This window comes from Enterobacter cloacae complex sp. 309I3, assembly GCF_050031595.1.
Taxonomy (GTDB): Bacteria; Pseudomonadota; Gammaproteobacteria; order Enterobacterales; family Enterobacteriaceae; genus Enterobacter; species Enterobacter cloacae.
Map to the genome: position 1 here is coordinate 4,463,868 of NZ_JBLGWI010000001.1, position 26,264 is coordinate 4,490,131.

General features: G+C 51.5%; 31 protein-coding genes, 2 tRNA genes and 4 rRNA genes. 9 read left to right on the plus strand and 28 right to left on the minus strand.

Translation table 11 applies throughout. From position 1 onward, the window contains the following. The first annotated feature begins 59 nt into the window (after window positions 1–59). From ACQG22_RS21330 to ACQG22_RS21340, 3 genes are read left to right on the plus strand one after another with little or no spacing between them, the layout of a single operon-like run. The gene (locus ACQG22_RS21330) at window positions 60–1,241 is read left to right on the plus strand and encodes an amino acid ABC transporter permease (RefSeq protein ID WP_013099003.1); all 1,182 of its coding nucleotides are present in this window, start codon (window positions 60–62) and stop codon (window positions 1,239–1,241) included. A gap of 9 nt (window positions 1,242–1,250) precedes the next feature. Then, a complete protein-coding gene (locus ACQG22_RS21335; RefSeq protein ID WP_102752937.1) occupies window positions 1,251–2,354 on the plus strand; it encodes an amino acid ABC transporter permease in 1,104 nt (367 codons plus the stop codon). Window positions 2,355–2,361: 7 nt separating this feature from the next. Further along, entirely contained in the window at window positions 2,362–3,120 is a 759-nt protein-coding gene (locus tag ACQG22_RS21340; protein ID WP_013099005.1) for an amino acid ABC transporter ATP-binding protein, read from the plus strand. A 106-nt stretch (window positions 3,121–3,226) separates the two neighbouring features. On the opposite strand, the gene rrf (ACQG22_RS21345) is transcribed toward ACQG22_RS21340, so the two are convergent. The 6 genes from rrf (ACQG22_RS21345) to ACQG22_RS21370 form a co-directional block, all read right to left on the minus strand. Next, window positions 3,227–3,342: ribosomal RNA gene (gene rrf / locus ACQG22_RS21345) — 5S ribosomal RNA — on the minus strand. Window positions 3,343–3,385: 43 nt separating this feature from the next. Further along, a tRNA-Thr gene (locus ACQG22_RS21350) sits at window positions 3,386–3,461 on the minus strand. Between the two features lie 14 nt (window positions 3,462–3,475). Then, window positions 3,476–3,591 (minus strand): 5S ribosomal RNA (gene rrf, locus ACQG22_RS21355). Between the two features lie 64 nt (window positions 3,592–3,655). After that, window positions 3,656–6,559 (minus strand): 23S ribosomal RNA (locus tag ACQG22_RS21360). A 182-nt stretch (window positions 6,560–6,741) separates the two neighbouring features. Then, window positions 6,742–6,817: transfer RNA gene (locus ACQG22_RS21365), tRNA-Glu, on the minus strand. 84 nt (window positions 6,818–6,901) lie between these two features. After that, window positions 6,902–8,441: ribosomal RNA gene (locus ACQG22_RS21370) — 16S ribosomal RNA — on the minus strand. The 16S, 23S and 5S rRNA genes sit together here with 2 tRNA genes alongside, the layout of an rRNA operon. 474 nt (window positions 8,442–8,915) lie before the next feature. Here ACQG22_RS21370 and ACQG22_RS21375 point away from each other — a divergent pair. Further along, window positions 8,916–9,470 carry a gamma carbonic anhydrase family protein gene (locus ACQG22_RS21375; RefSeq protein ID WP_058650936.1) on the plus strand — a complete coding sequence of 185 codons (555 nt, stop codon included), beginning with the start codon at window positions 8,916–8,918 and terminating at the stop codon, window positions 9,468–9,470. Here ACQG22_RS21375 and ACQG22_RS21380 read toward each other — a convergent pair. Genes ACQG22_RS21380 through dprA form a run of 6 tightly spaced genes read right to left on the minus strand, consistent with a single transcriptional unit; the run spans window position 9,446 to window position 13,229 of the window. After that, window positions 9,446–9,694 (minus strand): DUF1488 domain-containing protein, encoded by a 249-nt coding sequence (locus tag ACQG22_RS21380; RefSeq protein ID WP_047352259.1) that lies wholly within the window; start codon window positions 9,692–9,694, stop codon window positions 9,446–9,448. The two genes, ACQG22_RS21375 and ACQG22_RS21380, sit on opposite strands and share 25 nt — an antisense overlap. Continuing rightward, window positions 9,691–10,509, minus strand: coding sequence for a shikimate dehydrogenase (aroE, locus tag ACQG22_RS21385; protein ID WP_102752815.1), 819 nt, complete (start codon window positions 10,507–10,509; stop codon window positions 9,691–9,693). The genes ACQG22_RS21380 and aroE overlap by 4 nt, the downstream gene beginning before the upstream one ends. A 4-nt stretch (window positions 10,510–10,513) precedes the next feature. After that, window positions 10,514–11,086 carry an L-threonylcarbamoyladenylate synthase type 1 TsaC gene (gene tsaC / locus ACQG22_RS21390; RefSeq protein ID WP_038420961.1) on the minus strand — a complete coding sequence of 191 codons (573 nt, stop codon included), beginning with the start codon at window positions 11,084–11,086 and terminating at the stop codon, window positions 10,514–10,516. After that, window positions 11,079–11,633 carry a DNA topoisomerase family protein gene (locus ACQG22_RS21395; RefSeq protein WP_013099010.1) on the minus strand — a complete coding sequence of 185 codons (555 nt, stop codon included), beginning with the start codon at window positions 11,631–11,633 and terminating at the stop codon, window positions 11,079–11,081. The genes tsaC and ACQG22_RS21395 overlap by 8 nt, the downstream gene beginning before the upstream one ends. Window positions 11,634–11,659: 26 nt before the next feature. Beyond that, window positions 11,660–12,133: a DUF494 family protein Smg gene (gene smg, locus ACQG22_RS21400; RefSeq protein ID WP_013099011.1), complete on the minus strand. Its 474-nt coding sequence runs from the start codon at window positions 12,131–12,133 to the stop codon at window positions 11,660–11,662. Beyond that, window positions 12,105–13,229 (minus strand): DNA-protecting protein DprA, encoded by a 1,125-nt coding sequence (gene dprA, locus ACQG22_RS21405; protein ID WP_044157682.1) that lies wholly within the window; start codon window positions 13,227–13,229, stop codon window positions 12,105–12,107. Before dprA ends, smg begins: the two co-directional genes overlap by 29 nt. A 127-nt stretch (window positions 13,230–13,356) precedes the next feature. On the opposite strand from dprA, the gene def reads away from it, so the two are divergent. The 5 genes from def to mscL all read left to right on the plus strand — a co-directional run bounded on the left by def (window position 13,357) and on the right by mscL (window position 18,133). After that, window positions 13,357–13,866, plus strand: a complete 510-nt coding sequence (gene def / locus ACQG22_RS21410; protein WP_013099013.1) for a peptide deformylase — start codon at window positions 13,357–13,359, stop codon at window positions 13,864–13,866. A 25-nt stretch (window positions 13,867–13,891) separates the two neighbouring features. Next, a complete protein-coding gene (fmt, locus tag ACQG22_RS21415) occupies window positions 13,892–14,839 on the plus strand; it encodes a methionyl-tRNA formyltransferase (protein ID WP_013099014.1) in 948 nt (315 codons plus the stop codon). A 52-nt stretch (window positions 14,840–14,891) separates the two neighbouring features. Beyond that, window positions 14,892–16,178: a 16S rRNA (cytosine(967)-C(5))-methyltransferase RsmB gene (gene rsmB / locus ACQG22_RS21420; protein WP_102752816.1), complete on the plus strand. Its 1,287-nt coding sequence runs from the start codon at window positions 14,892–14,894 to the stop codon at window positions 16,176–16,178. A 22-nt stretch (window positions 16,179–16,200) separates the two neighbouring features. Further along, on the plus strand, window positions 16,201–17,577 hold the full coding sequence (trkA, locus tag ACQG22_RS21425) for a Trk system potassium transporter TrkA (protein WP_013099016.1): 1,377 nt from the start codon (window positions 16,201–16,203) through the stop codon (window positions 17,575–17,577). Window positions 17,578–17,722: 145 nt separating this feature from the next. Then, window positions 17,723–18,133 carry a large-conductance mechanosensitive channel protein MscL gene (gene mscL / locus ACQG22_RS21430; protein ID WP_013099017.1) on the plus strand — a complete coding sequence of 137 codons (411 nt, stop codon included), beginning with the start codon at window positions 17,723–17,725 and terminating at the stop codon, window positions 18,131–18,133. Here the strand turns inward: mscL and ACQG22_RS21435 are convergent. From ACQG22_RS21435 to rpsH, 16 genes are all read right to left on the minus strand, one after another. Further along, on the minus strand, window positions 18,130–18,345 hold the full coding sequence (locus ACQG22_RS21435) for an alternative ribosome-rescue factor A (protein ID WP_013099018.1): 216 nt from the start codon (window positions 18,343–18,345) through the stop codon (window positions 18,130–18,132). The genes mscL and ACQG22_RS21435 overlap by 4 nt on opposite strands. A 57-nt stretch (window positions 18,346–18,402) precedes the next feature. Beyond that, complete coding sequence (gene zntR, locus ACQG22_RS21440) at window positions 18,403–18,828, minus strand: Zn(2+)-responsive transcriptional regulator (RefSeq protein WP_013099019.1); 426 nt, start codon at window positions 18,826–18,828, stop codon at window positions 18,403–18,405. 2 nt (window positions 18,829–18,830) lie between these two features. Continuing rightward, complete coding sequence (locus ACQG22_RS21445; protein WP_013099020.1) at window positions 18,831–19,199, minus strand: DUF1992 domain-containing protein; 369 nt, start codon at window positions 19,197–19,199, stop codon at window positions 18,831–18,833. 107 nt (window positions 19,200–19,306) lie between these two features. Continuing rightward, a complete protein-coding gene (gene rplQ, locus ACQG22_RS21450; protein WP_001216372.1) occupies window positions 19,307–19,693 on the minus strand; it encodes a 50S ribosomal protein L17 in 387 nt (128 codons plus the stop codon). A gap of 40 nt (window positions 19,694–19,733) precedes the next feature. Further along, the gene (locus ACQG22_RS21455) at window positions 19,734–20,723 is read right to left on the minus strand and encodes a DNA-directed RNA polymerase subunit alpha (protein ID WP_002919219.1); all 990 of its coding nucleotides are present in this window, start codon (window positions 20,721–20,723) and stop codon (window positions 19,734–19,736) included. Window positions 20,724–20,748: 25 nt separating this feature from the next. Next, window positions 20,749–21,369: a 30S ribosomal protein S4 gene (rpsD, locus tag ACQG22_RS21460; protein ID WP_003863314.1), complete on the minus strand. Its 621-nt coding sequence runs from the start codon at window positions 21,367–21,369 to the stop codon at window positions 20,749–20,751. A gap of 32 nt (window positions 21,370–21,401) precedes the next feature. After that, the gene (gene rpsK, locus ACQG22_RS21465) at window positions 21,402–21,791 is read right to left on the minus strand and encodes a 30S ribosomal protein S11 (RefSeq protein ID WP_003031137.1); all 390 of its coding nucleotides are present in this window, start codon (window positions 21,789–21,791) and stop codon (window positions 21,402–21,404) included. Window positions 21,792–21,807: 16 nt separating this feature from the next. Next, window positions 21,808–22,164, minus strand: coding sequence for a 30S ribosomal protein S13 (rpsM, locus tag ACQG22_RS21470; protein ID WP_013099021.1), 357 nt, complete (start codon window positions 22,162–22,164; stop codon window positions 21,808–21,810). A gap of 146 nt (window positions 22,165–22,310) precedes the next feature. After that, the gene (gene rpmJ, locus ACQG22_RS21475) at window positions 22,311–22,427 is read right to left on the minus strand and encodes a 50S ribosomal protein L36 (protein ID WP_000868187.1); all 117 of its coding nucleotides are present in this window, start codon (window positions 22,425–22,427) and stop codon (window positions 22,311–22,313) included. A 31-nt stretch (window positions 22,428–22,458) separates the two neighbouring features. Next, on the minus strand, window positions 22,459–23,790 hold the full coding sequence (secY, locus tag ACQG22_RS21480; protein ID WP_003863305.1) for a preprotein translocase subunit SecY: 1,332 nt from the start codon (window positions 23,788–23,790) through the stop codon (window positions 22,459–22,461). Between the two features lie 7 nt (window positions 23,791–23,797). Then, on the minus strand, window positions 23,798–24,232 hold the full coding sequence (rplO, locus tag ACQG22_RS21485) for a 50S ribosomal protein L15 (protein WP_013099022.1): 435 nt from the start codon (window positions 24,230–24,232) through the stop codon (window positions 23,798–23,800). A 3-nt stretch (window positions 24,233–24,235) separates the two neighbouring features. Beyond that, the gene (gene rpmD / locus ACQG22_RS21490) at window positions 24,236–24,415 is read right to left on the minus strand and encodes a 50S ribosomal protein L30 (RefSeq protein WP_003863301.1); all 180 of its coding nucleotides are present in this window, start codon (window positions 24,413–24,415) and stop codon (window positions 24,236–24,238) included. A gap of 6 nt (window positions 24,416–24,421) precedes the next feature. Beyond that, window positions 24,422–24,922: a 30S ribosomal protein S5 gene (rpsE, locus tag ACQG22_RS21495; protein ID WP_003863299.1), complete on the minus strand. Its 501-nt coding sequence runs from the start codon at window positions 24,920–24,922 to the stop codon at window positions 24,422–24,424. A gap of 14 nt (window positions 24,923–24,936) precedes the next feature. Continuing rightward, window positions 24,937–25,290, minus strand: coding sequence for a 50S ribosomal protein L18 (rplR, locus tag ACQG22_RS21500; protein WP_013099023.1), 354 nt, complete (start codon window positions 25,288–25,290; stop codon window positions 24,937–24,939). 9 nt (window positions 25,291–25,299) lie between these two features. After that, window positions 25,300–25,833: a 50S ribosomal protein L6 gene (rplF, locus tag ACQG22_RS21505; RefSeq protein ID WP_013099024.1), complete on the minus strand. Its 534-nt coding sequence runs from the start codon at window positions 25,831–25,833 to the stop codon at window positions 25,300–25,302. Between the two features lie 12 nt (window positions 25,834–25,845). After that, window positions 25,846–26,238 carry a 30S ribosomal protein S8 gene (gene rpsH / locus ACQG22_RS21510; RefSeq protein ID WP_013099025.1) on the minus strand — a complete coding sequence of 131 codons (393 nt, stop codon included), beginning with the start codon at window positions 26,236–26,238 and terminating at the stop codon, window positions 25,846–25,848. Between the last annotated feature and the right edge of the window lie 26 nt (window positions 26,239–26,264).

Sequence of the window (26,264 nt, forward strand, 5' to 3'; positions counted from 1 at the left end):
TGTAACGGGCACTGTGAACGCAGTGCCCACTCCAGAGTCATGGTTACCGAGGTTTCTTTATGTTCCATCGCCGCTCCCCCGTAAAAGGATCGCTATCCTTTTCTCATCCCGCGGTCCGCGCCTGGCTATTCCAGATTATTGCCATTCTTGCGGTTGTTCTTATCGCCATTTATTTAATTCATAACACGGTTACCAACCTGAATAATCGCGGTATTACCTCCGGCTTTGCTTTTCTGGATCGCAGTGCGGGTTTTGGCATTGTTCAGCATCTTATTGACTATCAGGAAGGCGATACCTACGGCCGCGTGTTCCTCGTCGGTTTACTCAATACACTGCTGGTCTCCGCGCTGTGTATTGTTTTCGCCTCCATACTGGGCTTTTTTATTGGCCTCGCTCGCCTGTCAGATAACTGGCTGCTGCGAAAGCTGTCCACCATTTACATTGAGACGTTCCGTAATATCCCGCCGCTGCTGCAGATTTTTTTCTGGTATTTCGCCGTACTGCGTAACCTTCCGGGGCCACGTCAGGCTGTCGATGCCTTCGATCTGTTTTTTCTGAGCAACCGTGGGCTCTATATTCCTTCTCCTGAACTCGCAGAAGGGATATATGCTTTTATCGCCGCGATTATCATCGCGCTCGCCCTCTCTGCCGGGCTATTTCGCTATAACCGCAAACATCAGATCAAAACCGGGCAGCTTCGCAAGACATGGCCAATTGCGGCGCTTTTGATTATCGGTCTGCCGCTACTGACACACTGGCTTTTTGGTGCCGCGTTACACTGGGATGTCCCACATCTGCGGGGCTTTAACTTCCAGGGCGGGATGGTATTAATTCCTGAACTGGCGGCCCTGACCCTGGCCCTTTCCATTTATACGTCTGCGTTTATTGCCGAAATCATTCGGGCGGGGATCCAGGCAGTCCCGCATGGACAGCACGAGGCAGCACGCTCTCTGGGGTTACCTCATACGGTAACGCTTCGACAGGTCATTATTCCACAGGCGTTACGGGTCATCATTCCGCCCCTGACCAGCCAGTACCTCAATATTGTCAAAAACTCGTCGCTGGCAGCCGCTATTGGCTACCCGGATATGGTGTCACTGTTCGCCGGCACCGTGCTTAACCAGACAGGACAGGCCATTGAAACCATTGCCATCACTATGTCCGTTTATCTGATTATCAGCCTGGCGATCTCGTTGCTGATGAACCTGTATAACCGCCGTATCGCACTGGTCGAGCGCTAAGGAACTATGATGACAAAAGCGATACTGTCGCGCTCTTCGCGTCCTGCCAACCCGACAGGTGGGCGTTTTATTCTCTGGGCGCGCAAGAATCTGTTCTCCAGCTGGGGTAACAGTCTGCTGACAATAATTTGTCTGTGGCTGATGTGGGAGTTGATCCCGCCACTCATTAACTGGGCTTTCTTGCAGGCTAACTGGGTCGGTTCAACCCGGGCAGATTGTACAAAAGCTGGCGCTTGCTGGGTGTTTATCCACGAGCGTTTTGGTCAGTTCATGTATGGATTGTATCCGCACGAACAACGCTGGCGAATCAATCTGGCGCTGGTTATTGGGCTGCTCTCCATCGCCGTGATGTTCTGGAAAAGGCTGCCGCAACGCGGACGGTACATCGCCTGCTGGGCGGTGGTGTATCCGATTGTTGTGTGGGTGCTGTTGTACGGTGGTTTCCTGGGGCTGGAACGCGTGGAAACCCGACAATGGGGCGGCTTAACGCTGACGCTGATTATTGCTTCTGTTGGGATCGCAGGCGCACTGCCGTGGGGCATTTTACTGGCGCTAGGCCGTCGCTCAAAAATGCCCGTTGTCCGTGTGCTCTCGGTTATTTTCATTGAGTTCTGGCGCGGTGTACCGCTTATTACCGTCCTCTTTATGTCTTCGGTCATGCTGCCATTGTTTATGGCAGAAGGCACGACGATAGACAAACTGATCCGTGCCCTGGTGGGAGTCATTCTGTTCCAGTCAGCCTACGTTGCGGAGGTGGTGCGTGGCGGTCTGCAGGCATTGCCTAAAGGGCAGTATGAGGCTGCGGAATCACTGGCGCTCGGTTACTGGAAAACACAGGGGCTGGTGATACTTCCGCAGGCACTCAAGCTGGTTATCCCTGGGCTGGTGAACACGATCATCGCCCTCTTCAAAGATACCAGCCTCGTGATCATTATCGGATTGTTCGATCTCTTTAGCAGCGTGCAACAGGCAACGGTTGACCCTGTCTGGCTTGGCATGTCCACCGAAGGATATGTCTTTGCTGCTCTGATCTACTGGATCTTTTGTTTTAGCATGTCGCGCTATAGCCAGCATCTGGAAAAGCGCTTTAACACCGGGCGTACACCGCACTGAGGAAATTATGAGCCAAATAACTATGACACCCGCCGACGCGATGATTACGCTTGAAAACGTAAATAAATGGTACGGGCAATTTCACGTCCTGAAAGATATCAATCTTAAGGTCAAGCAGGGCGAACGCATTGTCCTTTGCGGCCCTTCCGGGTCCGGGAAATCGACAACCATTCGCTGCATCAATCACCTTGAGGAGCATCAACAGGGGCGTATTGTTGTTGATGGTATCGAACTGAATGAAGATATTCGCAACATCGAACGCGTGCGTCAGGAAGTCGGGATGGTGTTTCAGCACTTTAACCTGTTCCCCCATCTGACGGTGCTGCAGAACTGTACGCTTGCGCCGATTTGGGTGCGCAAAATGCCAAAAAAGGAAGCTGAAGCGTTAGCGATGCACTATCTGGAACGTGTACGTATTGCTGAACACGCCAATAAATTTCCAGGCCAGATATCGGGTGGCCAGCAGCAGCGTGTGGCTATCGCCCGTTCACTGTGCATGAAGCCCAAAATTATGCTTTTTGATGAGCCAACTTCAGCGCTGGATCCTGAAATGGTGAAAGAAGTTCTGGATACCATGATTGGGCTGGCGCAATCTGGAATGACTATGCTGTGCGTGACTCACGAAATGGGGTTCGCCAGGACCGTGGCTGACCGGGTGATCTTTATGGATCGCGGAGAGATTGTTGAACAGGCGCCACCGGATGAGTTCTTTGCGCATCCGAAGTCAGAACGCACGCAAGCATTCCTGTCACAGGTGATTCACTAGTCGTTTGTTATGCCGGGTGGCGGCTTCGCCGTACCCGGCCTACGCTGTGTGCCGTGTAGAAATGCAAAAAGGCCATCCTTTCGGATGGCCTTTTCACTTGTTTGATGTCTGGCAGTTCCCTACTCTCACATGGGGAGACCCCACACTACCATCGGCGCTACGGCGTTTCACTTCTGAGTTCGGCATGGGGTCAGGTGGGACCACCGCGCTAAAGCCGCCAGACAAATTCTTTTACTTCTTGCCGAACTTTAACCTAAGTATAAAGTGGTGCTGATACCCAGAGTCGAACTGGGGACCTCACCCTTACCAAGGGTGCGCTCTACCAACTGAGCCATATCAGCACACTAAATTTGATGCCTGGCAGTTCCCTACTCTCACATGGGGAGACCCCACACTACCATCGGCGCTACGGCGTTTCACTTCTGAGTTCGGCATGGGGTCAGGTGGGACCACCGCGCTAAAGCCGCCAGGCAAATTCTGTTAATCTGTATCAGGCTGAAAATCTGTCTCTTCGCCAAAACATCTTCGGCGTTGTAAGGTTAAGCCTCACGGTTCATTAGTATCGGTTAGCTCAACGCATCGCTGCGCTTACACACCCGACCTATCAACGTCATCGTCTTTAACGTTCCTTCAGGAGACTTAAAGTCTCAGGGAGAACTCATCTCGGGGCAAGTTTCGTGCTTAGATGCTTTCAGCACTTATCTCTTCCGCATTTAGCTACCGGGCAGTGCCATTGGCATGACAACCCGAACACCAGTGATGCGTCCACTCCGGTCCTCTCGTACTAGGAGCAGCCCCCCTCAATTCTCCAGCGCCCACGGCAGATAGGGACCGAACTGTCTCACGACGTTCTAAACCCAGCTCGCGTACCACTTTAAATGGCGAACAGCCATACCCTTGGGACCTACTTCAGCCCCAGGATGTGATGAGCCGACATCGAGGTGCCAAACACCGCCGTCGATATGAACTCTTGGGCGGTATCAGCCTGTTATCCCCGGAGTACCTTTTATCCGTTGAGCGATGGCCCTTCCATTCAGAACCACCGGATCACTATGACCTGCTTTCGCACCTGCTCGAGCCGTCACTCTCGCAGTCAAGCTAGCTTATGCCATTGCACTAACCTCCTGATGTCCGACCAGGATTAGCTAACCTTCGTGCTCCTCCGTTACTCTTTGGGAGGAGACCGCCCCAGTCAAACTACCCACCAGACACTGTCCGCAACCCGGATCACGGGTCTACGTTAGAACACCAGCCATTAAAGGGTGGTATTTCAAGGACGGCTCCACGCAGACTGGCGTCCACGCTTCAAAGCCTCCCACCTATCCTACACATCAAGGACCAGTGTTCAGTGTCAAGCTATAGTAAAGGTTCACGGGGTCTTTCCGTCTTGCCGCGGGTACACTGCATCTTCACAGCGAGTTCAATTTCACTGAGTCTCGGGTGGAGACAGCCTGGCCATCATTACGCCATTCGTGCAGGTCGGAACTTACCCGACAAGGAATTTCGCTACCTTAGGACCGTTATAGTTACGGCCGCCGTTTACCGGGGCTTCGATCAAGAGCTTCGCGTTGCCGCTAACCCCATCAATTAACCTTCCGGCACCGGGCAGGCGTCACACCGTATACGTCCACTTTCGTGTTTGCACAGTGCTGTGTTTTTAATAAACAGTTGCAGCCAGCTGGTATCTTCGACTGATTTCAGCTCCACCCGCAGGGGCTTCACCTACATATCAGCGTGCCTTCTCCCGAAGTTACGGCACCATTTTGCCTAGTTCCTTCACCCGAGTTCTCTCAAGCGCCTTGGTATTCTCTACCTGACCACCTGTGTCGGTTTGGGGTACGATTTCGTGTTACCTGATGCTTAGAGGCTTTTCCTGGAAGCAGGGCATTTGTTACTTCAGCACCGTAGTGCCTCGTCATCACACCTCAGCGTTAAAAGGTACCGGATTTACCTGGAACCTCCGCCTACATGCTTAAACCGGGACAACCGTCGCCCGGCTAACATAGCCTTCTCCGTCCCCCCTTCGCAGTAACACCAAGTACAGGAATATTAACCTGTTTCCCATCGACTACGCCTTTCGGCCTCGCCTTAGGGGTCGACTCACCCTGCCCCGATTAACGTTGGACAGGAACCCTTGGTCTTCCGGCGAGCGGGCTTTTCACCCGCTTTATCGTTACTTATGTCAGCATTCGCACTTCTGATACCTCCAGCAACCCTCACAGGCCACCTTCAACGGCTTACAGAACGCTCCCCTACCCAACAACGCATAAGCGTCGCTGCCGCAGCTTCGGTGCATGGTTTAGCCCCGTTACATCTTCCGCGCAGGCCGACTCGACCAGTGAGCTATTACGCTTTCTTTAAATGATGGCTGCTTCTAAGCCAACATCCTGGCTGTCTGGGCCTTCCCACATCGTTTCCCACTTAACCATGACTTTGGGACCTTAGCTGGCGGTCTGGGTTGTTTCCCTCTTCACGACGGACGTTAGCACCCGCCGTGTGTCTCCCGTGATAACATTCTTCGGTATTCGTAGTTTGCATCGGGTTGGTAAGCCGGGATGGCCCCCTAGCCGAAACAGTGCTCTACCCCCGAAGATGAGTTCACGAGGCGCTACCTAAATAGCTTTCGGGGAGAACCAGCTATCTCCCGGTTTGATTGGCCTTTCACCCCCAGCCACAGGTCATCCGCTAATTTTTCAACATTAGTCGGTTCGGTCCTCCAGTTAGTGTTACCCAACCTTCAACCTGCCCATGGCTAGATCACCGGGTTTCGGGTCTATACCCTGCAACTTAACGCCCAGTTAAGACTCGGTTTCCCTTCGGCTCCCCTATACGGTTAACCTTGCTACAGAATATAAGTCGCTGACCCATTATACAAAAGGTACGCAGTCACACCCGAAGGTGCTCCCACTGCTTGTACGTACACGGTTTCAGGTTCTTTTTCACTCCCCTCGCCGGGGTTCTTTTCGCCTTTCCCTCACGGTACTGGTTCACTATCGGTCAGTCAGGAGTATTTAGCCTTGGAGGATGGTCCCCCCATATTCAGACAGGATACCACGTGTCCCGCCCTACTCTTCGAGTTCACAGCCTGTGCATTTTCGTGTACGGGACTTTCACCCTGTACCGTGCGACTTTCCAGACGCTTCCACTAACACACAAGCTGATTCAGACTCTGGGCTGCTCCCCGTTCGCTCGCCGCTACTGGGGGAATCTCGGTTGATTTCTTTTCCTCGGGGTACTTAGATGTTTCAGTTCCCCCGGTTCGCCTCGTTAACCTATGTATTCAGTTAACGATAGTGTGACGAATCACACTGGGTTTCCCCATTCGGACATCGCCGGGTCAAGGGTTCATATCACCTCGCCGGCGCTTTTCGCAGATTAGCACGTCCTTCATCGCCTCTGACTGCCAGGGCATCCACCGTGTACGCTTAGTCGCTTAACCTCACAACCCGAAGATGTTTCACTTCTGATTGCGAAAATTTGAGAGACTCGAACACACATAACATGTGTGTCGTTTCAATTTTCAGCTTGATCCAGATTTTTAAAGAGCAAATATCTCAAACATGACTCGCAAGTCAGTTTTGAGATATGACGGCAGGTGACTTTCACTCACGAACCAGCAAGTGGCGTCCCCTAGGGGATTCGAACCCCTGTTACCGCCGTGAAAGGGCGGTGTCCTGGGCCTCTAGACGAAGGGGACGTACAGTCTCAATCGCAAGACGCCTTGCTATTTACTTTTCATCAGACAATCTGTGTGAGCACTGCAAAGGCAGGTTCTTTAAGGTAAGGAGGTGATCCAACCGCAGGTTCCCCTACGGTTACCTTGTTACGACTTCACCCCAGTCATGAATCACAAAGTGGTAAGCGCCCTCCCGAAGGTTAAGCTACCTACTTCTTTTGCAACCCACTCCCATGGTGTGACGGGCGGTGTGTACAAGGCCCGGGAACGTATTCACCGTAGCATTCTGATCTACGATTACTAGCGATTCCGACTTCATGGAGTCGAGTTGCAGACTCCAATCCGGACTACGACGCACTTTATGAGGTCCGCTTGCTCTCGCGAGGTCGCTTCTCTTTGTATGCGCCATTGTAGCACGTGTGTAGCCCTGGTCGTAAGGGCCATGATGACTTGACGTCATCCCCACCTTCCTCCAGTTTATCACTGGCAGTCTCCTTTGAGTTCCCGGCCGGACCGCTGGCAACAAAGGATAAGGGTTGCGCTCGTTGCGGGACTTAACCCAACATTTCACAACACGAGCTGACGACAGCCATGCAGCACCTGTCTCACAGTTCCCGAAGGCACCAATCCATCTCTGGAAAGTTCTGTGGATGTCAAGACCAGGTAAGGTTCTTCGCGTTGCATCGAATTAAACCACATGCTCCACCGCTTGTGCGGGCCCCCGTCAATTCATTTGAGTTTTAACCTTGCGGCCGTACTCCCCAGGCGGTCGATTTAACGCGTTAGCTCCGGAAGCCACGCCTCAAGGGCACAACCTCCAAATCGACATCGTTTACGGCGTGGACTACCAGGGTATCTAATCCTGTTTGCTCCCCACGCTTTCGCACCTGAGCGTCAGTCTTTGTCCAGGGGGCCGCCTTCGCCACCGGTATTCCTCCAGATCTCTACGCATTTCACCGCTACACCTGGAATTCTACCCCCCTCTACAAGACTCCAGCCTGCCAGTTTCGAATGCAGTTCCCAGGTTGAGCCCGGGGATTTCACATCCGACTTGACAGACCGCCTGCGTGCGCTTTACGCCCAGTAATTCCGATTAACGCTTGCACCCTCCGTATTACCGCGGCTGCTGGCACGGAGTTAGCCGGTGCTTCTTCTGCGGGTAACGTCAATTGCTGTGGTTATTAACCACAACACCTTCCTCCCCGCTGAAAGTACTTTACAACCCGAAGGCCTTCTTCATACACGCGGCATGGCTGCATCAGGCTTGCGCCCATTGTGCAATATTCCCCACTGCTGCCTCCCGTAGGAGTCTGGACCGTGTCTCAGTTCCAGTGTGGCTGGTCATCCTCTCAGACCAGCTAGGGATCGTCGCCTAGGTGAGCCGTTACCCCACCTACTAGCTAATCCCATCTGGGCACATCTGATGGCAAGAGGCCCGAAGGTCCCCCTCTTTGGTCTTGCGACGTTATGCGGTATTAGCTACCGTTTCCAGTAGTTATCCCCCTCCATCAGGCAGTTTCCCAGACATTACTCACCCGTCCGCCACTCGTCACCCGAGAGCAAGCTCTCTGTGTTACCGTTCGACTTGCATGTGTTAGGCCTGCCGCCAGCGTTCAATCTGAGCCATGATCAAACTCTTCAATTTAAAAGTTTGATGCTCAATGAATTAAACTTCGTAATGAATTACGTGTTCACTCGTTGAGACTTGGTATTCATTTTTCGTCCGAGGACGTTAAGAATCCATGTCACTTTGAGTGCCCACACAGATTGTCTGATAAATTGTTAAAGAGCAGTTGCGACGCGCTTCAGCGCTCTTTCGCGAGGTGGCGTATATTACGCTTTCCTCTTTCAGAGTCAACCCTGATTTTCAGGATTTTTTCTCTTCAACCGACCGGGCTGTTTGTGAAGTGATTCACATCCGCCGTGTCGATGGAGGCGCATTATAGGGATCCCATTTTTTAGCACAAGTATTTTTTAGATCTTTTTTTCTGACTGATGATTTTCCGCGCTTTTCGCTGAAATCCCGCCCGATCTGCTTAAATATTGACGTATTTTGCCTTGCCTCGATCCCAAAATATGATCAAAGTCTTCTGTATAAAGCTCATCTGTCGAGGTAGATATGTCTGCAGTACTACGTCCGTATAAAGATCTGATTCCACAAAAAGGCGATCGCGTGATGATCGATGCCAGCAGTGTGGTCATTGGCGATGTCCGAATGGCCGATGATGTCAGCATCTGGCCGCTCGTTGCGATCAGGGGAGACGTTAACTATGTGGCAATTGGCGCACGCACTAATATTCAGGATGGCAGCGTGCTGCATGTCACCCACAAATCCTCATATAACCCGGACGGCAATCCACTTGTTATAGGAGAAGATGTTACCGTCGGTCATAAAGTCATGCTTCACGGCTGCACTATCGGAAACCGGGTGCTGGTTGGCATGGGATCGATCCTGCTGGATGGTGTCATCGTAGAGGATGATGTAATGATTGGTGCCGGGAGTCTTGTCCCTCAACATAAACGGCTCGAAAGCGGCTATCTCTATTTAGGCAGCCCGGTAAAGCAGATCCGCCCCTTAACAGAAGCGGAAAGAGAAGGTCTGAAATATTCAGCGAATAATTACGTGAAATGGAAAGATGAGTATCTGGATCAGGACAGCCAGACCCAGCCCTGATCGTCTTCCTGCTGATCGCGGATCAACTCGCTGGCTTCTTCTTCAAGATCCCAGCGATTTTCGCAAAACACCTCTAATGGATTTGAGCCACCAAAGCGGCGCTTGAGCGTTTCACCGCTAATGGCACATGTCAGTTGCATCCCATGCACGAGCACCGGGAAACAGACTGCTTGCTTACTCTCATCCCACTGTTCTCTGTCGGGAAAGTGAATCGCCTGGTTCACGCCGTAAGTTCCTGTTTCAGCTTTTCAATGACAGGTTCGACAGCAGGTAATACACCGTGCCAGAGCAAAACTGCATGCGCAGCCTGCCCCACCAGCATGCCAAGGCCATCAGCCAGCTGTTTCGCGCCGTGTTGTTCACACCAGCTGAGGAAGGGAGTTTTCCCTTTCTGATAAAACATGTCGTAGCAATAGAGGTGGCTGTTTACCAAAGAGGACGGGATCGCCGGTACTTCCCCGCCAATGCCGCTGGAGGTGGCATTAATGATAAGATCAAATTCATGGTGGATAAGATCATCAAGAGCCATCGCGCTCACGCTGCCAGTATGTGCAAACAACGCCGCCAACGCTTCCGCCCGGGAAAAGGTGCGATTGGTTATGGTCACTGCACAATCCAGTGAAAGGAGCGGCAACAGTACGCCTCGCGATGCCCCACCAGCACCAATCAACAGAACCCGGAACCCGGGTTTGATAAATGAGAGTCTTTCCAGATCGCTAAGTAAGCCGATTCCGTCAGTGTTGTCACCGAGAAGGCGACCATCCTCCAGCCGTTTAAGCGTATTCACGGCACCCGCAAGAGATGCGCGCTCAGTTAATTCATCCGCACGTTCAAAGGCTTCTTCTTTAAAAGGCACCGTCACATTGGCACCTTTACCACCCGCGTCAAAAAAAGCATTCAGGGTGGTAACAAAGGCATCAACAGGTGCCAGCACCCGGCCATAGGGATGATCAATCTGCAGTTGTTCAGCAAACTGCTGATGGATCAGCGGCGACTTGCTGTGTGCGATCGGATTACCAAAAACGGCATAGGTTTCCATCATATTACCCCTGGCGAAAACGTTCGCCGGTCAAGGCGTCGCGGATTTCCGACGGATTAAGACGACCTCCGGTTTCACCGACGGCTACCGGGAAGTCATTCCCGAACTGCGCCAGCACCTCTTCGGTGCTCCGGCAAGGAGGCTGCCCGGTAAGGTTGGCACTGGTTGAGACCAGCGGTTTACCAAACGCCAGACATAGCTCTACCACCAGCGGATGATCGGTGACACGGACAGCGAGGGAATCGAAACGCCCTGTTAACCAGCGTGGCGTAGTTGGCTGCGCCGGGAAAACAAAGGTCACCGGCCCTGGCCACGCCGAAAAGATGGTATCCCGTTGTGCTGGCGTGAGCATGGAATCATCAATATAGGGTTTAAGCTGCTCATAATTAGCAGCGATCAAAATCAATCCTTTTTCGACAGGTCTCTGTTTTAGCGTAAGTAAGCGATTCACAGCTGTCTCGCTGTCAGGATCGCAACCGACCCCAAAGACAGCTTCTGTTGGATAGGCGATGACTTCTTCATTTTTCAGGACCTCCACTGCGTGCGCAATGGATCCTGTTGGCAGGTTATTATTCACTGATTTCATCCGCCGAAACCGGCTTTCCACATTGTTTACTGGCGCAAAAGCGTTTCATACCTTGCGCCGTTTTCTTCTCTATAAGTAACGGATAATCGCAATGAGGGCAGGTACCCGCTACCGGTTTGAAATTGATAACGAACTGGCATTCAGGATAACGATCGCAGGAATGGAAGGTTTTACCAAAACGAGAACGACGCTGTACCAGTTGTCCGCGCTGGCACTGGGGGCAGGCGATTGCCGTTTCATCTGGCTTATCAATTTGTTCCGTATGTTCACATTCAGGATAGCGACTGCAACCAATGAACATACCAAAACGGCCCTGCCGTAACGCCAGTTCGCCTCCACACTTCGGGCAAAGCTGCCCCTCCAGAATTTTAACGATATGTCCGTCCGCCTGGCTTTTCAGGGGACGAACATAATCACATTCCGGATAGTGTGAACAACCGAGAAACGGACCGTGTTTCCCGGACCGAATGACAAGTTCAGCCCCGCACTGTGGGCAGGGCTCGTTTTTATGCACCGTGAACAGTGCTGATTTGGCCATAACAACTCTTGGTGCTGCACATTGAATTAGTGCAGCATACCTTCATTCACTTCAAAGAGTAATTCTTCCATTTGCTGATAGGCATTTTCACAGCCTGGAATATTAAACAGAACCATCAGGATCACCCACTTGAGGTCATCCAGTTCGAACTCTGCCGTATCCAGCGCCATAACACGCTCTATCACCATTTCTCTTGTTTCGAGGTTTAGCACCTGAATCTGCTCAAGGAATAAGATGAATCCCCGGCAGCTGGCGTCCAGCCTTTCACACTCTTCAGCGGTATAAATGCGCACAGACAATGGGTCAGAAGCAAGCTGCATCGGTTCGGCAAGGCCTTCCTGATAATCAGCCAGTTTTTCCAGCCACATCAACGCATTATAAATATCTTCCCGTTCAAACCCCGCATCGGTAAGATCCTGTGTCAATTTGTCCTGATCCACTCGCATTTCTGCTTCGTTATGGATGTAAGTCTCAAACAAATACATCAGTACGTCGAACATGGCTTGCCCTCCTCAATCGGACATAGCCGCCGGGTACAGCTGCGATCCACCCTGCTAACTCCAGTTCGAGTAGCTGTGCTACCGTTACTGGCACAGGTTGGCCGGCACGTTCAGCGACAACGTCAACAGGTGTTACCTCATCTCCTACGTTAGCCAGGAGGCTGGGAAATGGCAATGCCACCTTCTCCTGATCTGATGAAAAATGTCGCTTTTCGGGTTCATCTGTTAACCAGTGCAAGCCATATTGCAAATTTTCAAGGATGTCCTCGACGCTCGTCACAGGCGTTGCCCCCTGCTTGATGAGCCAGTGGGGGCCCTCACACCCCGGGTTACCTATCGGGCCAGGTAAGGCAAAGACTTCTCGCCCCTGTTCTAGCGCATACCGTGCCGTGACGAGTGAGCCGCTTCTTAAAGCGGCCTCCACCACCAGCACGCCCAGACTCAGACCGCTGATGATTCGGTTACGACGTGGAAAATTTGCCGGCCAGGGCGGCGCTGACAGCGGGAACTCTGACACAATAGCCCCCTCTGATTCGATAAGCCGTGCAGCCAGAGCCTGATGCCGACGGGGATAAATGCTAAACAGCCCGTTTCCAAGCACCGCGACACTTCGCCCTTTTACAGACAGCGCGGCGTGGTGAGCGACGCCGTCAATACCGCAGGCCAGCCCACTGGTGATCGTGAAACCACTTTGTGAAAGTTGTTCGCACAGGATTTTCCCCCATCGCTCACCGTACCAGGATGGCGCGCGGCTACCCACAACCGCCAGTTGAACGGTAATAAGGGCTTCAGGATTGCCTTTAATAAACAATGCGCTGGGGTAGTCAGGGATCGTGCGAAGTAAAGGGGGATAACGAGGATCATCCGCCGTCAGCAGATGGTTCTCCGGCTGTTCAAGCCACGCCAGATTTCGTTGCAGTTCATTTTCATCAAGCGCAAAGAACTGTTGAGCCTGTTTTGTTGACAGCCCGGCATCTCTGACAACGGCATCATCAATCCTTGTCTGCATAAGTAGTCGCGCTGCCGCTGCGAGCATCTGATCACCACACAGAGAGCCTGTGTGGATTAGCCGTAACCATATCTCCGTCGACGTCATCCTTTTCCCTGCCATAAGCAGCCTCTGCAATCATTGCGATTGGTCACGGATGCTGTCAATCGATGGGGGATTTGTCTAGAATAGAGATAGTATTCTTATCAACTCCTGAACACGACTCTGGAAATTTATGGCAGTTTTGCAAGTGTTACATATTCCGGACGAGCGCCTTCGCATCGTCGCTGAACCGGTCAAAGAAGTGAATGCAGAAATTCAGCGTATCGTTGATGATATGTTCGATACCATGTACGCCGAAGAAGGCATTGGTCTTGCGGCAACTCAGGTGGACATTCACAAGCGTATTATCGTGATCGACGTTTCTGAGAATCGCGATGGCCGTCTGGTGCTGATCAACCCTGAGCTGTTGGAAAAGAGCGGTGAAACAGGTATTGAGGAAGGTTGTCTGTCCATTCCTGAACAGCGTGCTTTAGTTCCACGTGCCGAAAAAGTGAAAATTCGCGCCCTGGATCGTGAAGGCAACCCGTTCGAACTGGAAGCAGACGATCTGCTGGCGATTTGTATTCAGCATGAGATGGATCACCTGGTCGGTAAACTGTTTATCGATTACCTCTCACCATTGAAGCAGCAGCGTATTCGTCAGAAAGTAGAGAAACTGGATCGTTTGCGCTCCCGCGCATAACATCCCCCCGGATACAAGGATCATCGTGTCTAAAACACTACGTATTATCTTCGCGGGTACCCCTGATTTTGCAGCGCGTCATCTTGACGCGCTGTTATCTTCTGGCCACCAGGTTGTTGGCGTGTTTACCCAACCGGATCGCCCGGCAGGCCGTGGTAAAAAGCTCATGCCCAGCCCGGTGAAAGTGCTGGCAGAAGAACATGGGTTACCCGTTTACCAGCCCGCATCCTTACGACCTCAGGAAAATCAGCAACTTGTTGCCGATCTCAATGCTGATGTCATGGTGGTGGTGGCTTACGGCTTAATTCTGCCAAAAGTCGTGCTTGATATGCCTCGTCTGGGGTGTGTCAACGTACATGGTTCGTTGCTTCCACGCTGGCGTGGCGCGGCACCGATCCAACGCTCGTTGTGGGCGGGTGATGCTGAAACTGGCGTCACCATCATGAAGATGGATGTAGGTTTAGACACCGGCGACATGCTGTATAAACTGGCCTGTCCAATTACCGCCGACGACACCAGTGCCACGCTGTATGACAAACTGGCGGACCTGGGTCCACAAGGACTCATCAAAACCTTGCAGCAGCTTGCTGATAATACGGCTACCCCTGAAGTTCAGGATGAGACTCTGGTGACCTACGCCGAAAAACTCAGCAAAGAAGAGGCGCGGGTCGACTGGTCCCTCTCAGCCGCACAGCTTGAGCGTTGCATTCGCGCCTTTAATCCGTGGCCAATGAGCTGGATGGTGATCGATGAGCAACCTGTTAAAGTCTGGAAAGCATCCGTCATTGAAGGCAATACGTCTGCTGAGCCGGGTACAATTATCGAAGCCAGCAAAAATGGTATCCAGGTGGCAACCTCGGAAGGGATCCTGAATCTGGAATCACTGCAACCCGCGGGTAAAAAGGCAATGAGTGCTCAGGATCTGTTAAATTCCCGTCGCGAATGGTTTATCCCTGGCTCTCGCCTTGCCTGAGCAAATTTATTCTTAAGGCCCGGTGTTTCCGGGCATTTTTATTTTTACGGTTATGAAAAAACAAAATCTACGCAGTCTGGCGGCACAGGCCGTTGAGCAGGTTGTCGAGCAGGGTCAATCACTGAGTAATGTCCTACCTCCACTGCAGCAAAAAGTGTCCGACAAAGACAGAGCTCTGCTTCAGGAGCTCTGTTTTGGCGTCCTGCGCACCCTTTCTCAGCTTGAATGGCTGATTAATAAGCTGATGTCGCGCCCAATGACCGGTAAGCAGCGTACCGTCCATTATTTGATTATGGTTGGCTTCTATCAGCTTCTTCATACCCGCATCCCACCTCATGCTGCGTTGGCTGAGACGGTAGAAGGTGCTGTCGCGATTAAACGTCCCCAGCTCAAAGGGCTGATCAACGGCGTACTGCGTCAGTTCCAGCGTCAACAGGAAGAACTTCTGGCAGAATTTGCAAAAAGCGAAACCCGTTTCCTTCATCCTGACTGGCTTCTGAATCGCCTCAAAAAAGCGTATCCGCAGCGGTGGCAGGATATTGCTGACGCAAATAATCAACGTCCGCCGATGTGGTTACGCGTTAACCGTAATCATCATACCCGCGATGCATGGCTGGCCTTGCTGGAAGAAGCCGAAATGAGTGGATTCGCGCATGATACTTATCCTGATGCCGTGCGTTTAGCCTCCCCTGTGCCGGTGCATGCCTTACCCGGATTCGATGAAGGCTGGGTAACCGTTCAGGATGCATCTGCTCAGGGCTGTATGACATGGCTCGAACCCAAAAATGGCGAACAGATCCTCGACCTGTGTGCCGCGCCTGGGGGCAAAACAACGCATATTCTGGAAGTCGCACCGCAGGCCAGCGTAATGGCTGTGGATGTTGATGAGCAGCGACTTTCGCGTGTCTACGACAACCTTAAGCGTTTAGGTATGAAGGCGCAGGTCAAGCAAGGCGACGGACGTAAGCCCGCAGAATGGTGCGGCGAGACTCAATTCGACCGCATTTTGCTGGACGCTCCCTGCTCGGCAACCGGCGTTATTCGTCGTCACCCGGACATTAAGTGGCTGCGTCGCGACTGTGATATAAAGGAACTTGCGCAGCTGCAATCCGAGATCCTTGACGCTATCTGGCCACACCTGAAGCCTGGCGGAACGCTGGTCTATGCCACCTGTTCCATTCTTCCGGAGGAGAATAGCCAGCAAATTTCAGCCTTCCTTAAACGCACTCCTGGCGCTACGCTGCGCGATACGGGGACACCGGAGCACCCGGGCCAGCAGAACCTGCCCGGCGCTGAAGAGGGTGATGGCTTCTTTTACGCTAAGCTAATCAAAGAGTGATGTTGAGAACAGGTCACGAGATATGAAGATTATCATTCTGGGCGCAGGACAGGTCGGCGGGACGCTGGCGGAAAACCTTGTAGGTGAAAACAACGACATTACGATCGTCGATACCAACGGCGATCGACTGCGCGTTCTGCAGGATAAATTTGACCTTCGCGTTGTGCAGGGGCACGGTTCGCATCCACGTGTCCTCCGTGAAGCCGGTGCTGACGATGCCGATATGTTAGTGGCCGTGACCAGCTCGGATGAGACCAATATGGTCGCTTGTCAGGTGGCCTATTCGCTCTTCAACACGCCTAACCGAATCGCCCGTATCCGCTCCCCGGATTATGTCCGCGATGCGGAAAAACTCTTTAACTCAGAAGCGGTACCAATCGACCACCTTATCGCACCAGAACAGCTGGTTATCGATAATATTTATCGCCTCATCGAATATCCCGGCGCACTGCAGGTCGTGAACTTTGCAGAAGGGAAAGTGAGTCTGGCCGTTGTTAAGGCCTATTATGGCGGTCCGTTGATCGGAAACGCGCTGTCTACGATGCGCGAACATATGCCGCATATCGATACCCGCGTCGCAGCCATTTTCCGTCACGACAGACCGATTCGACCTCAGGGCTCGACCATTGTCGAAGCAGGAGATGAAGTTTTCTTCATTGCTGCCTCTCAACATATTCGTGCCGTTATGAGTGAACTTCAGCGCCTCGAAAAGCCCTATAAACGCATCATGCTGGTCGGCGGGGGTAATATCGGCGCAGGTCTCGCTCGCCGTCTGGAAAAAGACTATAGCGTGAAGTTGATCGAGCGCGATCAACAGCGCGCCTCTGAACTTGCTGAAAAACTACAAAACACGATCGTGTTTTATGGCGATGCATCAGATCAGGAATTACTGGCAGAAGAGCATATCGATCAAGTTGATCTGTTTATTGCCGTCACCAACGACGATGAAGCAAATATTATGTCCGCCATGCTCGCCAAGCGCATGGGAGCAAAAAAGGTCATGGTACTTATTCAGCGTCGTGCCTATGTTGACCTGGTGCAGGGGAGCGTAATTGATATTGCGATTTCGCCGCAGCAGGCAACGATTTCCGCGCTGTTGAGCCACGTTCGTAAAGCAGATATTGTTGGTGTGTCCTCACTTCGTCGCGGCGTCGCTGAAGCTATTGAAGCTGTCGCTCACGGTGATGAAACCACATCGCGCGTGGTGGGACGCGCCATCGATGAAATTAAGCTACCACCCGGCACAATTATCGGCGCTGTAGTACGCGGGAATGATGTCATGATTGCCAATGATAATTTGCGTATTGAACAAGGCGATCACGTTATTATGTTCCTGACCGATAAAAAATTTATTACCGACGTCGAACGTTTATTCCAGCCAAGCCCATTCTTCCTGTAATGATTCAGGTGCTCGCGATAGAGCACCTGAATATTATCCTTCTGATTCCTGTGCCTTTTATTTTCATAACGTTTATTTATCCCCAATGGCAATTAGCTAATCATTTGTTAAACTTATAGTCGTCAGCTGGCACAAGGAGAACATAATGAGTTTTGTTAAAGAATTTCGCGAATTTGCGATGCGCGGAAATGTGGTGGATTTGGCAGTGGGTGTCATTATTGGTGCAGCGTTCGGCAAGATCGTTTCATCTTTAGTGGCTGATATCATCATGCCACCTTTAGGGCTATTAATTGGGGGCATTGATTTCAAACAATTCGCCTTCACGCTTCGGGAAGCACAGGGGGATATCCCGGCAGTGGTGATGCACTATGGCGTGTTTATTCAGAACGTATTTGATTTCGTGATCGTCGCGTTTGCCATTTTTATGGCCATCAAGCTTATCAACAAGCTCAACCGTAAAAAAGAAGAGCCTGCTGCGGCGCCCGCGCCTACGAAAGAAGAAGTATTACTGACTGAAATTCGCGATCTGTTAAAAGAGCAGAATAACCGCGTTTAACAGCTAAAAGCAGGAAGGCCAGTGGTAAATAAGCGATTCGCTTGCTTGCCACTGGCCTCCCAGTTACCCCGTTTTGCATGTTTGTTTTTACGCAGATAACTTCCCTTCCCTTTTTTGTTCTTTTCAACTCGCTGTCGAAAAAGCGGGTCGTGAAGCAAAGCCTCAATGGCATTATCTTTAATTTGTCCCTTCGTATGTTGATAGTGACTCATAATTTCTCCTGAGCATGATTAATGTCGAGGGGAGTCTAGACCCGGACTGATAAAAAATCAACAACCCCGGGTTTCTCCACTTGCCCCTTGTTCAAGGGCCTCCAGAATAGAACAATAGACACTGCTGTGAGCCGTACCACAGCATGCATCATTCAACCTTTGCAGAGAGCGCTGCATGGTTTGCAGTTCCTGAATACGCGCTTCAACTTCATCCAGCCTGGCCTGGACAATGCTTTTCGATTCCTGGCAGGTGTGATGTGCCGGATCGATACGGATCGACAATAACTCACGGATCGAATCCAGCGTGAATCCCAGTTGGCGTGCATAACGAATAAACCGCAGCCGTTGCAGATCGTTGTCGGTATAGAGCCGGAACCCACCTTCGGTTCGCACCTCGTGATCAATCATCTGCTGTTTTTCATAGTAACGGATGGTATCCGGCGTCACGTTAGCAAGCTTTGCAAGTTCACCGATACGATACATGGCTATTCCTCGTTTATTTTCTGCATCAGTCTTTCACTATACTCGCCATGCAGAAAATCAGTCGCAATTCCTGCTTGTCGTAGCTTGAGTTCAACCAGAGCCAACCGCCGGCTTAGTTCTCCATGACGGGGATCGTCTTTCCGTATCCCTTTTAGCAGGTCAGTAAGCTCAATCGCCTCTTTGCGCTGTTCAAGCTCGGGAGGCAGACACCCCGCATTTTTCAGTAAGCGATATCCAGCCCGTAGTTCAGGGGGTATATGCGAATCATCTTCCAGTATTAGCGGTTCACCGCTACCGGACAGGTTATCGAATTCGCCTTTAGTTTGGGCATCGCGAATATGGCGTTCTGCCCACTGGTCGAGCAACCACATCATAAACTCCAGGGGATGAACAAAATTAATACAGATATTGTAGAGAAGTGGGGATAGTGCGGATATAAAAAAACCCGCCGGAGCGGGTTTTTTTACGTTACTGCAGATTACTCTGCAGCAGCTTCTGCTTTCGACTCAGAACGATCAACCAGCTCGATGTAAGCCATCGGAGCGTTGTCGCCTGCGCGGAAGCCACACTTCAGAATGCGAGTGTAACCACCGGCACGGCTCGCGAAACGCGGGCCCAGCTCGTTAAACAGTTTTGCCACGATCTCGTTATCACGAGTACGGGCGAATGCCAGACGACGATTAGCAACGCTGTCAGTCTTGGCAAGAGTAATCAGCGGCTCAACTACACGACGCAGCTCTTTCGCTTTAGGCAGGGTCGTCTTGATGATTTCATGACGAACCAGTGAACCTGCCATGTTGCGGAACATAGCCTGGCGATGGCTGCTGTTGCGGTTCAGTTGACGACCACTCTTACGATGGCGCATGACCTTATCCTTCTCAGTAAAACCTTAACCTGTGATCCGGTTACTCGTCAGCAATGCTTGCTGGTGGCCAGTTTTCCAGGCGCATGCCCAGAGACAGACCACGTGAAGCCAGCACGTCTTTAATCTCAGTAAGAGATTTTTTACCCAGGTTCGGCGTTTTCAGCAACTCAACCTCGGTACGCTGTACCAGATCACCGATATAGTGGATAGCTTCTGCCTTGAGGCAGTTAGCAGAGCGGACAGTCAATTCGAGATCGTCAACAGGGCGCAGCAGGATCGGATCGAATTCTGGTTTCTCTTCTTTCACTTCCGGCTGACGTACATCACGTAAGTCAACGAAAGCTTCCAGTTGTTCTGCCAGGATGGTTGCCGCACGACGAATCGCCTCTTCAGGATCGATTGTGCCATTGGTTTCCATTTCGATGACCAGCTTGTCCAGGTCGGTACGCTGTTCTACACGCGCTGCTTCAACATTGTAGGCAATACGCTCTACAGGGCTGTAGCATGCGTCGACCAGCAGACGGCCGATTGGGCGCTCATCTTCTTCCGAATGAATTCGGGCAGAAGCCGGCACATAACCACGACCGCGCTGAACTTTGATACGCATGCTAATAGCTGCGTTCTCATCGGTCAGGTGGCAGATCACGTGCTGCGGCTTGACGATTTCAACATCACCGTCGTGGGTGATGTCGGCTGCAGTCACAGGGCCAATGCCAGATTTATTCAGAGTAAGAATAACTTCATCTTTACCCTGAACTCTCACCGCCAGCCCTTTCAGGTTGAGCAGGATTTCAAGGATATCTTCCTGAACGCCTTCTTTGGTGCTGTACTCATGAAGTACACCATCAATCTCAACCTCGGTCACCGCGCAACCCGGCATCGATGAGAGCAGAATACGGCGCAGTGCGTTACCCAGAGTATGGCCAAAGCCACGCTCTAAAGGCTCAAGGGTCACCTTGGCGTGCGTCGAACTCACTTGCTCGATATCTACCAGGCGCGGTTTTAGAAACTCTGTCACAGAACCCTGCATTGTGTCCTCTCTTTGGTACTAAGCTTTACTTGGAGTAAAGCTCGACGATCAGGTGTTCGTTAATGTCCGCAGACAGATCAGAACGTTCTGGCTGACGCTTGAACGTACCTTCCATCTTGCCAGCATCAACTTCCAGCCAGGTTGGCTTTTCACGCTGCTCAGCCAGCTCCAGAGCGGCTTTCACGCGAGATTGCTTTTTCGCTTTCTCACGAATGCTAACAACGTCATTCGCTTTAACCTGATAAGAAGCGATGTTAACAACACGACCGTTTACCATGATTGCTTTGTGGCTAACCAGCTGGCGTGATTCAGCACGAGTAGCGCCGAAGCCCATACGGTATACAACGTTGTCCAGACGACCTTCCAGCAGAGCCAGCAGGTTTTCACCTGTGTTGCCTTTCAGACGTGCTGCTTCTTTATAGTAGTTACGGAACTGACGCTCCAGCACACCGTAGATACGGCGAACTTTTTGCTTTTCACGCAACTGCACACCATAGTCAGACAGACGCGGTTTACGCGCACCGTGCTGGCCAGGAGCTTGTTCAATTTTACACTTGGTATCGATCGCGCGAACGCCAGACTTAAGGAATAAGTCGGTGCCCTCACGACGGCTCAGCTTGAGCTTAGGACCCAAATATCTTGCCATTTTCTATCTCCAACTAACCTAAAAAACGAGCGTTATACGCGACGTTTTTTCGGCGGACGACAACCGTTATGAGGGATCGGAGTCACATCAGTAATATTAGTGATGCGGAAACCAGCGGCGTTCAGAGCGCGAACAGTAGATTCACGACCCGGACCCGGACCTTTAACCATAACTTCCAGATTCTTGATGCCGTATTCTTTTACGGCTTCTGCGCAACGCTCTGCTGCAACCTGAGCTGCAAACGGAGTGGATTTGCGAGAACCACGGAAACCGGAACCACCGGCTGTTGCCCAACCCAATGCGTTACCCTGACGATCAGTAATAGTAACGATGGTGTTGTTGAAAGAAGCATGGATATGAGCCACGCCGTCAGAGACTTGTTTTCTTACACGTTTACGTGCACGAATTGGTGCCTTTGCCATTATTCAATCACCCCGATTATTTCTTGATCGGTTTGCGCGGACCCTTACGGGTACGTGCGTTGGTCTTAGTACGCTGACCGCGCACTGGCAGACCACGACGATGACGCAAACCGCGATAGCAACCAAGATCCATCAGGCGCTTGATGCTCATGCTGATTTCACGGCGCAGATCACCTTCAACGACAAATTTGGCAACTTCGTCACGCAGCGTGTCGATTTGTCCTTCAGACAGCTCACTGATCTTAACATCTTCAGCGATACCCGCTGCAGCCAGGATGGCTTTAGAACGGGTCTTGCCGATGCCGTAGATCGAAGTTAATGCGATCACAGCATGTTTCTGATCAGGAATGTTAATGCCTGCTATACGGGCCACTATGCACTCCTACTATTTAATATGTACGCACCATGCTGAAAAGCCCGTTTTCAGGATACTCAAATGGAAACGTACAGACATACAAAAGATTGGCTGGCTAATCTAGCCAGCTCAACCCAACTTTGCAAGAAAAATATGCGAAATAATCAGCCTTGGCGCTGTTTATGCTTCGGCTCGGCACTGCAAATCACACGGATGACACCATCACGCTTAACGATTTTGCAGTTACGGCATAATTTCTTGACGGAAGCACGAACTTTCATTTTTACTCTCCGTAACTTCTCAGGCGACCAATTAGCGGCCGTAGCCTTTCAGGTTCGCCTTCTTCAATGCAGACTCATACTGACTGGACATCATCAGAGTTTGCACTTGAGCCATAAAGTCCATAATCACGACAACAACGATAAGCAGTGAGGTCCCACCGAAGTAGAACGGTACTTTCATTGCATCACGCATGAACTCCGGGATCAGGCAGATAAAAGTAATATAAAGCGCACCAACCAAAGTCAGGCGAGTCATTACTTTATCGATATACTTCGCCGTTTGCTCTCCCGGACGAATTCCTGGTACAAATGCACCGGACTTCTTCAGGTTATCTGCTGTTTCACGCGGGTTGAAGACCAACGCCGTGTAGAAGAAACAGAAGAAGATGATCGCAGACGCATAGAGTAACACATAAAGTGGTTGCCCAGGCTGCAAATACAGCGAAATTGTTGTCAGCCAGTTCCAACCAGTACCGCCCCCGAACCATGACGCGATGGTTGCCGGGAACAGAATAATACTGGAAGCGAAGATCGCCGGGATTACCCCTGCCATATTCACTTTCAGCGGCAAATGTGTGCTCTGTGCAGCATAGACACGACGACCCTGCTGACGTTTCGCGTAGTTCACCACAATGCGGCGTTGACCACGTTCAACGAAGACAACAAAGAACGTCACTGCAAATACTAATACTGCAACCAACAGCAACAGGAGGAAGTGCAGGTCGCCTTGACGCGCTTGCTCGATAGTATGGGCGATGGCTGGCGGGAGACCCGCAACAATACCGGCGAAGATAATGATTGAGATACCGTTACCGATACCACGTTCAGTAATCTGTTCGCCGAGCCACATCAGGAACATTGTCCCTGTGACCAGACTAACAACAGCGGTGAAATAGAATGCAAAGCCTGGGTTTAAGACCAGGCCCTGCATACCAGGCATATTCGGAAGACCGGTAGCAATACCGATCGACTGGAATATTGCCAGCACCAGAGTACCGTAGCGGGTGTACTGACTAATCTTACGACGTCCAGACTCCCCTTCTTTCTTCAGTTCTGCCAGGGCCGGATGAACGACCGTCAGCAGCTGGATAATAATGGATGCCGAAATATACGGCATAATACCCAGCGCGAAGATAGAAGCACGGCTGAGAGCACCACCAGAGAACATGTTAAACATTTCAATGATGGTGCCTCGCTGTTGCTCAAGCAGTTTGGCAAGTACAGCGGCATCGATACCAGGGATCGGAATAAAAGAGCCAATACGGAACACAATCAGCGCGCCGATTACAAACAGCAGTCTGCGTTTCAGCTCACCAAATCCACCTTTGGCACTTTGAAAATCTAATCCCGGTTGCTTAGCCATCTGCTACTTATTCCTCAATTTTACCGCCAGCAGCTTCGATAGCAGCACGAGCACCTTTAGTAACACGCAGGCCACGAACAGTTACCGGAGTAGAAACTTCACCAGCCAGGATCACTTTCGCGAACTCGATCTGGATACCGATAATGTTAGCTGCTTTCAGCGTGTTCAGGTCTACAACGCCGCCTTCAACTTTCGCCAGGTCAGACAGACGGACTTCCGCTGTGATCGCTGCTTTGCGAGAAGTGAAGCCGAACTTCGGCAGACGACGGTACAGTGGCATCTGGCCACCCTCGAAACCGCGACGTACGCCACCGCCAGAACGAGAGTTCTGACCTTTGTGACCACGACCACCGGTTTTGCCGAGGCCAGAACCGATACCACGACCCAGGCGTTTACCCGCCTTTTTAGAGCCTTCGGCCGGAGACAGAGTATTTAAACGCATCTCTTACTCCTCAACTTTAACCATGAAGTAAACCGCGTTGACCATACCGCGAACAGCAGGAGTATCCTCGCGCTCAACGGTATGACCAATACGACGCAGACCCAGGCCAAGCAGCGTTGCCTTGTGTTTCGGCAGACGACCGATTGCACTGCGGGTTTGAGTGATTTTAATAGTCTTTGCCATGGTCAATTACCCCAGAATTTCTTCAACGGATTTACCACGCTTGGCAGCGACCATTTCTGGAGAATTCATATTTTCCAGGCCATCAATAGTTGCACGAACCACGTTGATCGGGTTGGTGGAACCGTATGCTTTAGCCAGAACGTTATGAACCCCAGCAACTTCCAGAACGGCGCGCATTGCACCACCGGCGATGATACCGGTACCTTCTGAAGCTGGCTGCATGAATACACGAGAACCCGTGTGAACACCTTTAACTGGGTGCTGCAGGGTGCCGTTGTTCAGCGCGACGTTAATCATATTGCGACGGGCTTTTTCCATCGCTTTCTGGATCGCTGCTGGAACTTCACGCGCTTTACCGTAACCAAAACCAACGCGACCGTTACCATCACCAACTACAGTCAGAGCTGTGAAGGAGAAAATACGACCACCTTTAACGGTTTTAGATACGCGGTTTACCGCGATCAGCTTTTCCTGCAGTTCGCCAGCTTGTTTTTCGATGTGAGCCATCTTACACCTCTACCTTAGAACTGAAGGCCAGCTTCACGGGCAGCATCTGCCAGTGCCTGGACACGACCATGATATTGGAACCCGGAACGGTCAAAGGATACATTGCTGATGCCTTTTTCCAGAGCGCGTTCAGCAACAGCTTTACCTACAGCTGCAGCAGCGTCTTTGTTACCGGTGTACTTCAATTGTTCTGCGATAGCTTTTTCTACAGTAGAAGCAGCTACCAGAACTTCAGAACCGTTCGGTGCAATTACCTGTGCGTAAATGTGACGCGGGGTACGATGTACCACCAGGCGAGTTGCACCCAGCTCTTTGAGCTTGCGGCGTGCGCGGGTCGCACGACGGATACGAGCAGATTTCTTATCCATAGTGTTACCTTACTTCTTCTTAGCCTCTTTGGTACGCACGACTTCGTCGGCGTAACGAACACCCTTGCCTTTATAAGGCTCAGGACGACGGTAGGCGCGCAGATCTGCTGCAACCTGGCCAATCAGCTGTTTATCAGCGCCTTTCAGCACGATCTCAGTCTGAGTTGGACATTCTGCAGTGATACCGGCCGGCAGCGGATGCTCAACAGGGTGAGAGAAGCCCAGAGACAGGCCTACTGCATTCCCTTTGATCGCTGCACGATAACCTACACCAACCAGCTGCAGCTTCTTAGTGAAGCCTTCGGTAACACCGATAACCATTGAGTTCAGCAGGGCACGCGCGGTACCAGCCTGAGCCCAGCCGTCTGCGTAACCATCACGCGGACCGAAGGTCAGAGCATTATCTGCATGTTTAACTTCAACAGCATCGTTGAGAGTACGAGTCAGCTCGCCGTTTTTACCTTTGATCGTAATAACCTGACCGTTGATTTTTACATCAACGCCGGCAGGAACAACGACCGGTGCTTTAGCAACACGAGACATTTTTTCCTCCGATTAGGCTACGTAGCAGATAATTTCGCCGCCAAGACCAGCCTGGCGCGCTGCACGATCAGTCATAACACCTTTAGAGGTAGAAACAACTGCGATACCCAGACCGGCCATAACTTTTGGCAGCTCATCTTTTTTCTTATAGATGCGCAGACCTGGGCGGCTGACACGCTGAATGCTTTCTACAACAGCTTTACCCTGGAAGTACTTAAGAGTCACTTCCAGTTCCGGCTTGGTGTCGCCTTCAACTTTAAAATCTTCAATAAAACCTTCGTCCTTCAGCACGTTGGCGATTGCCACTTTCAGCTTGGAGGAAGGCATGGTGACCGCAGCTTTATTCGCGGCCTGACCGTTACGGATACGGGTCAGCATATCCGCGATCGGATCTTGCATGCTCATCTGTCTTTACTCCCGTGATTCAATTG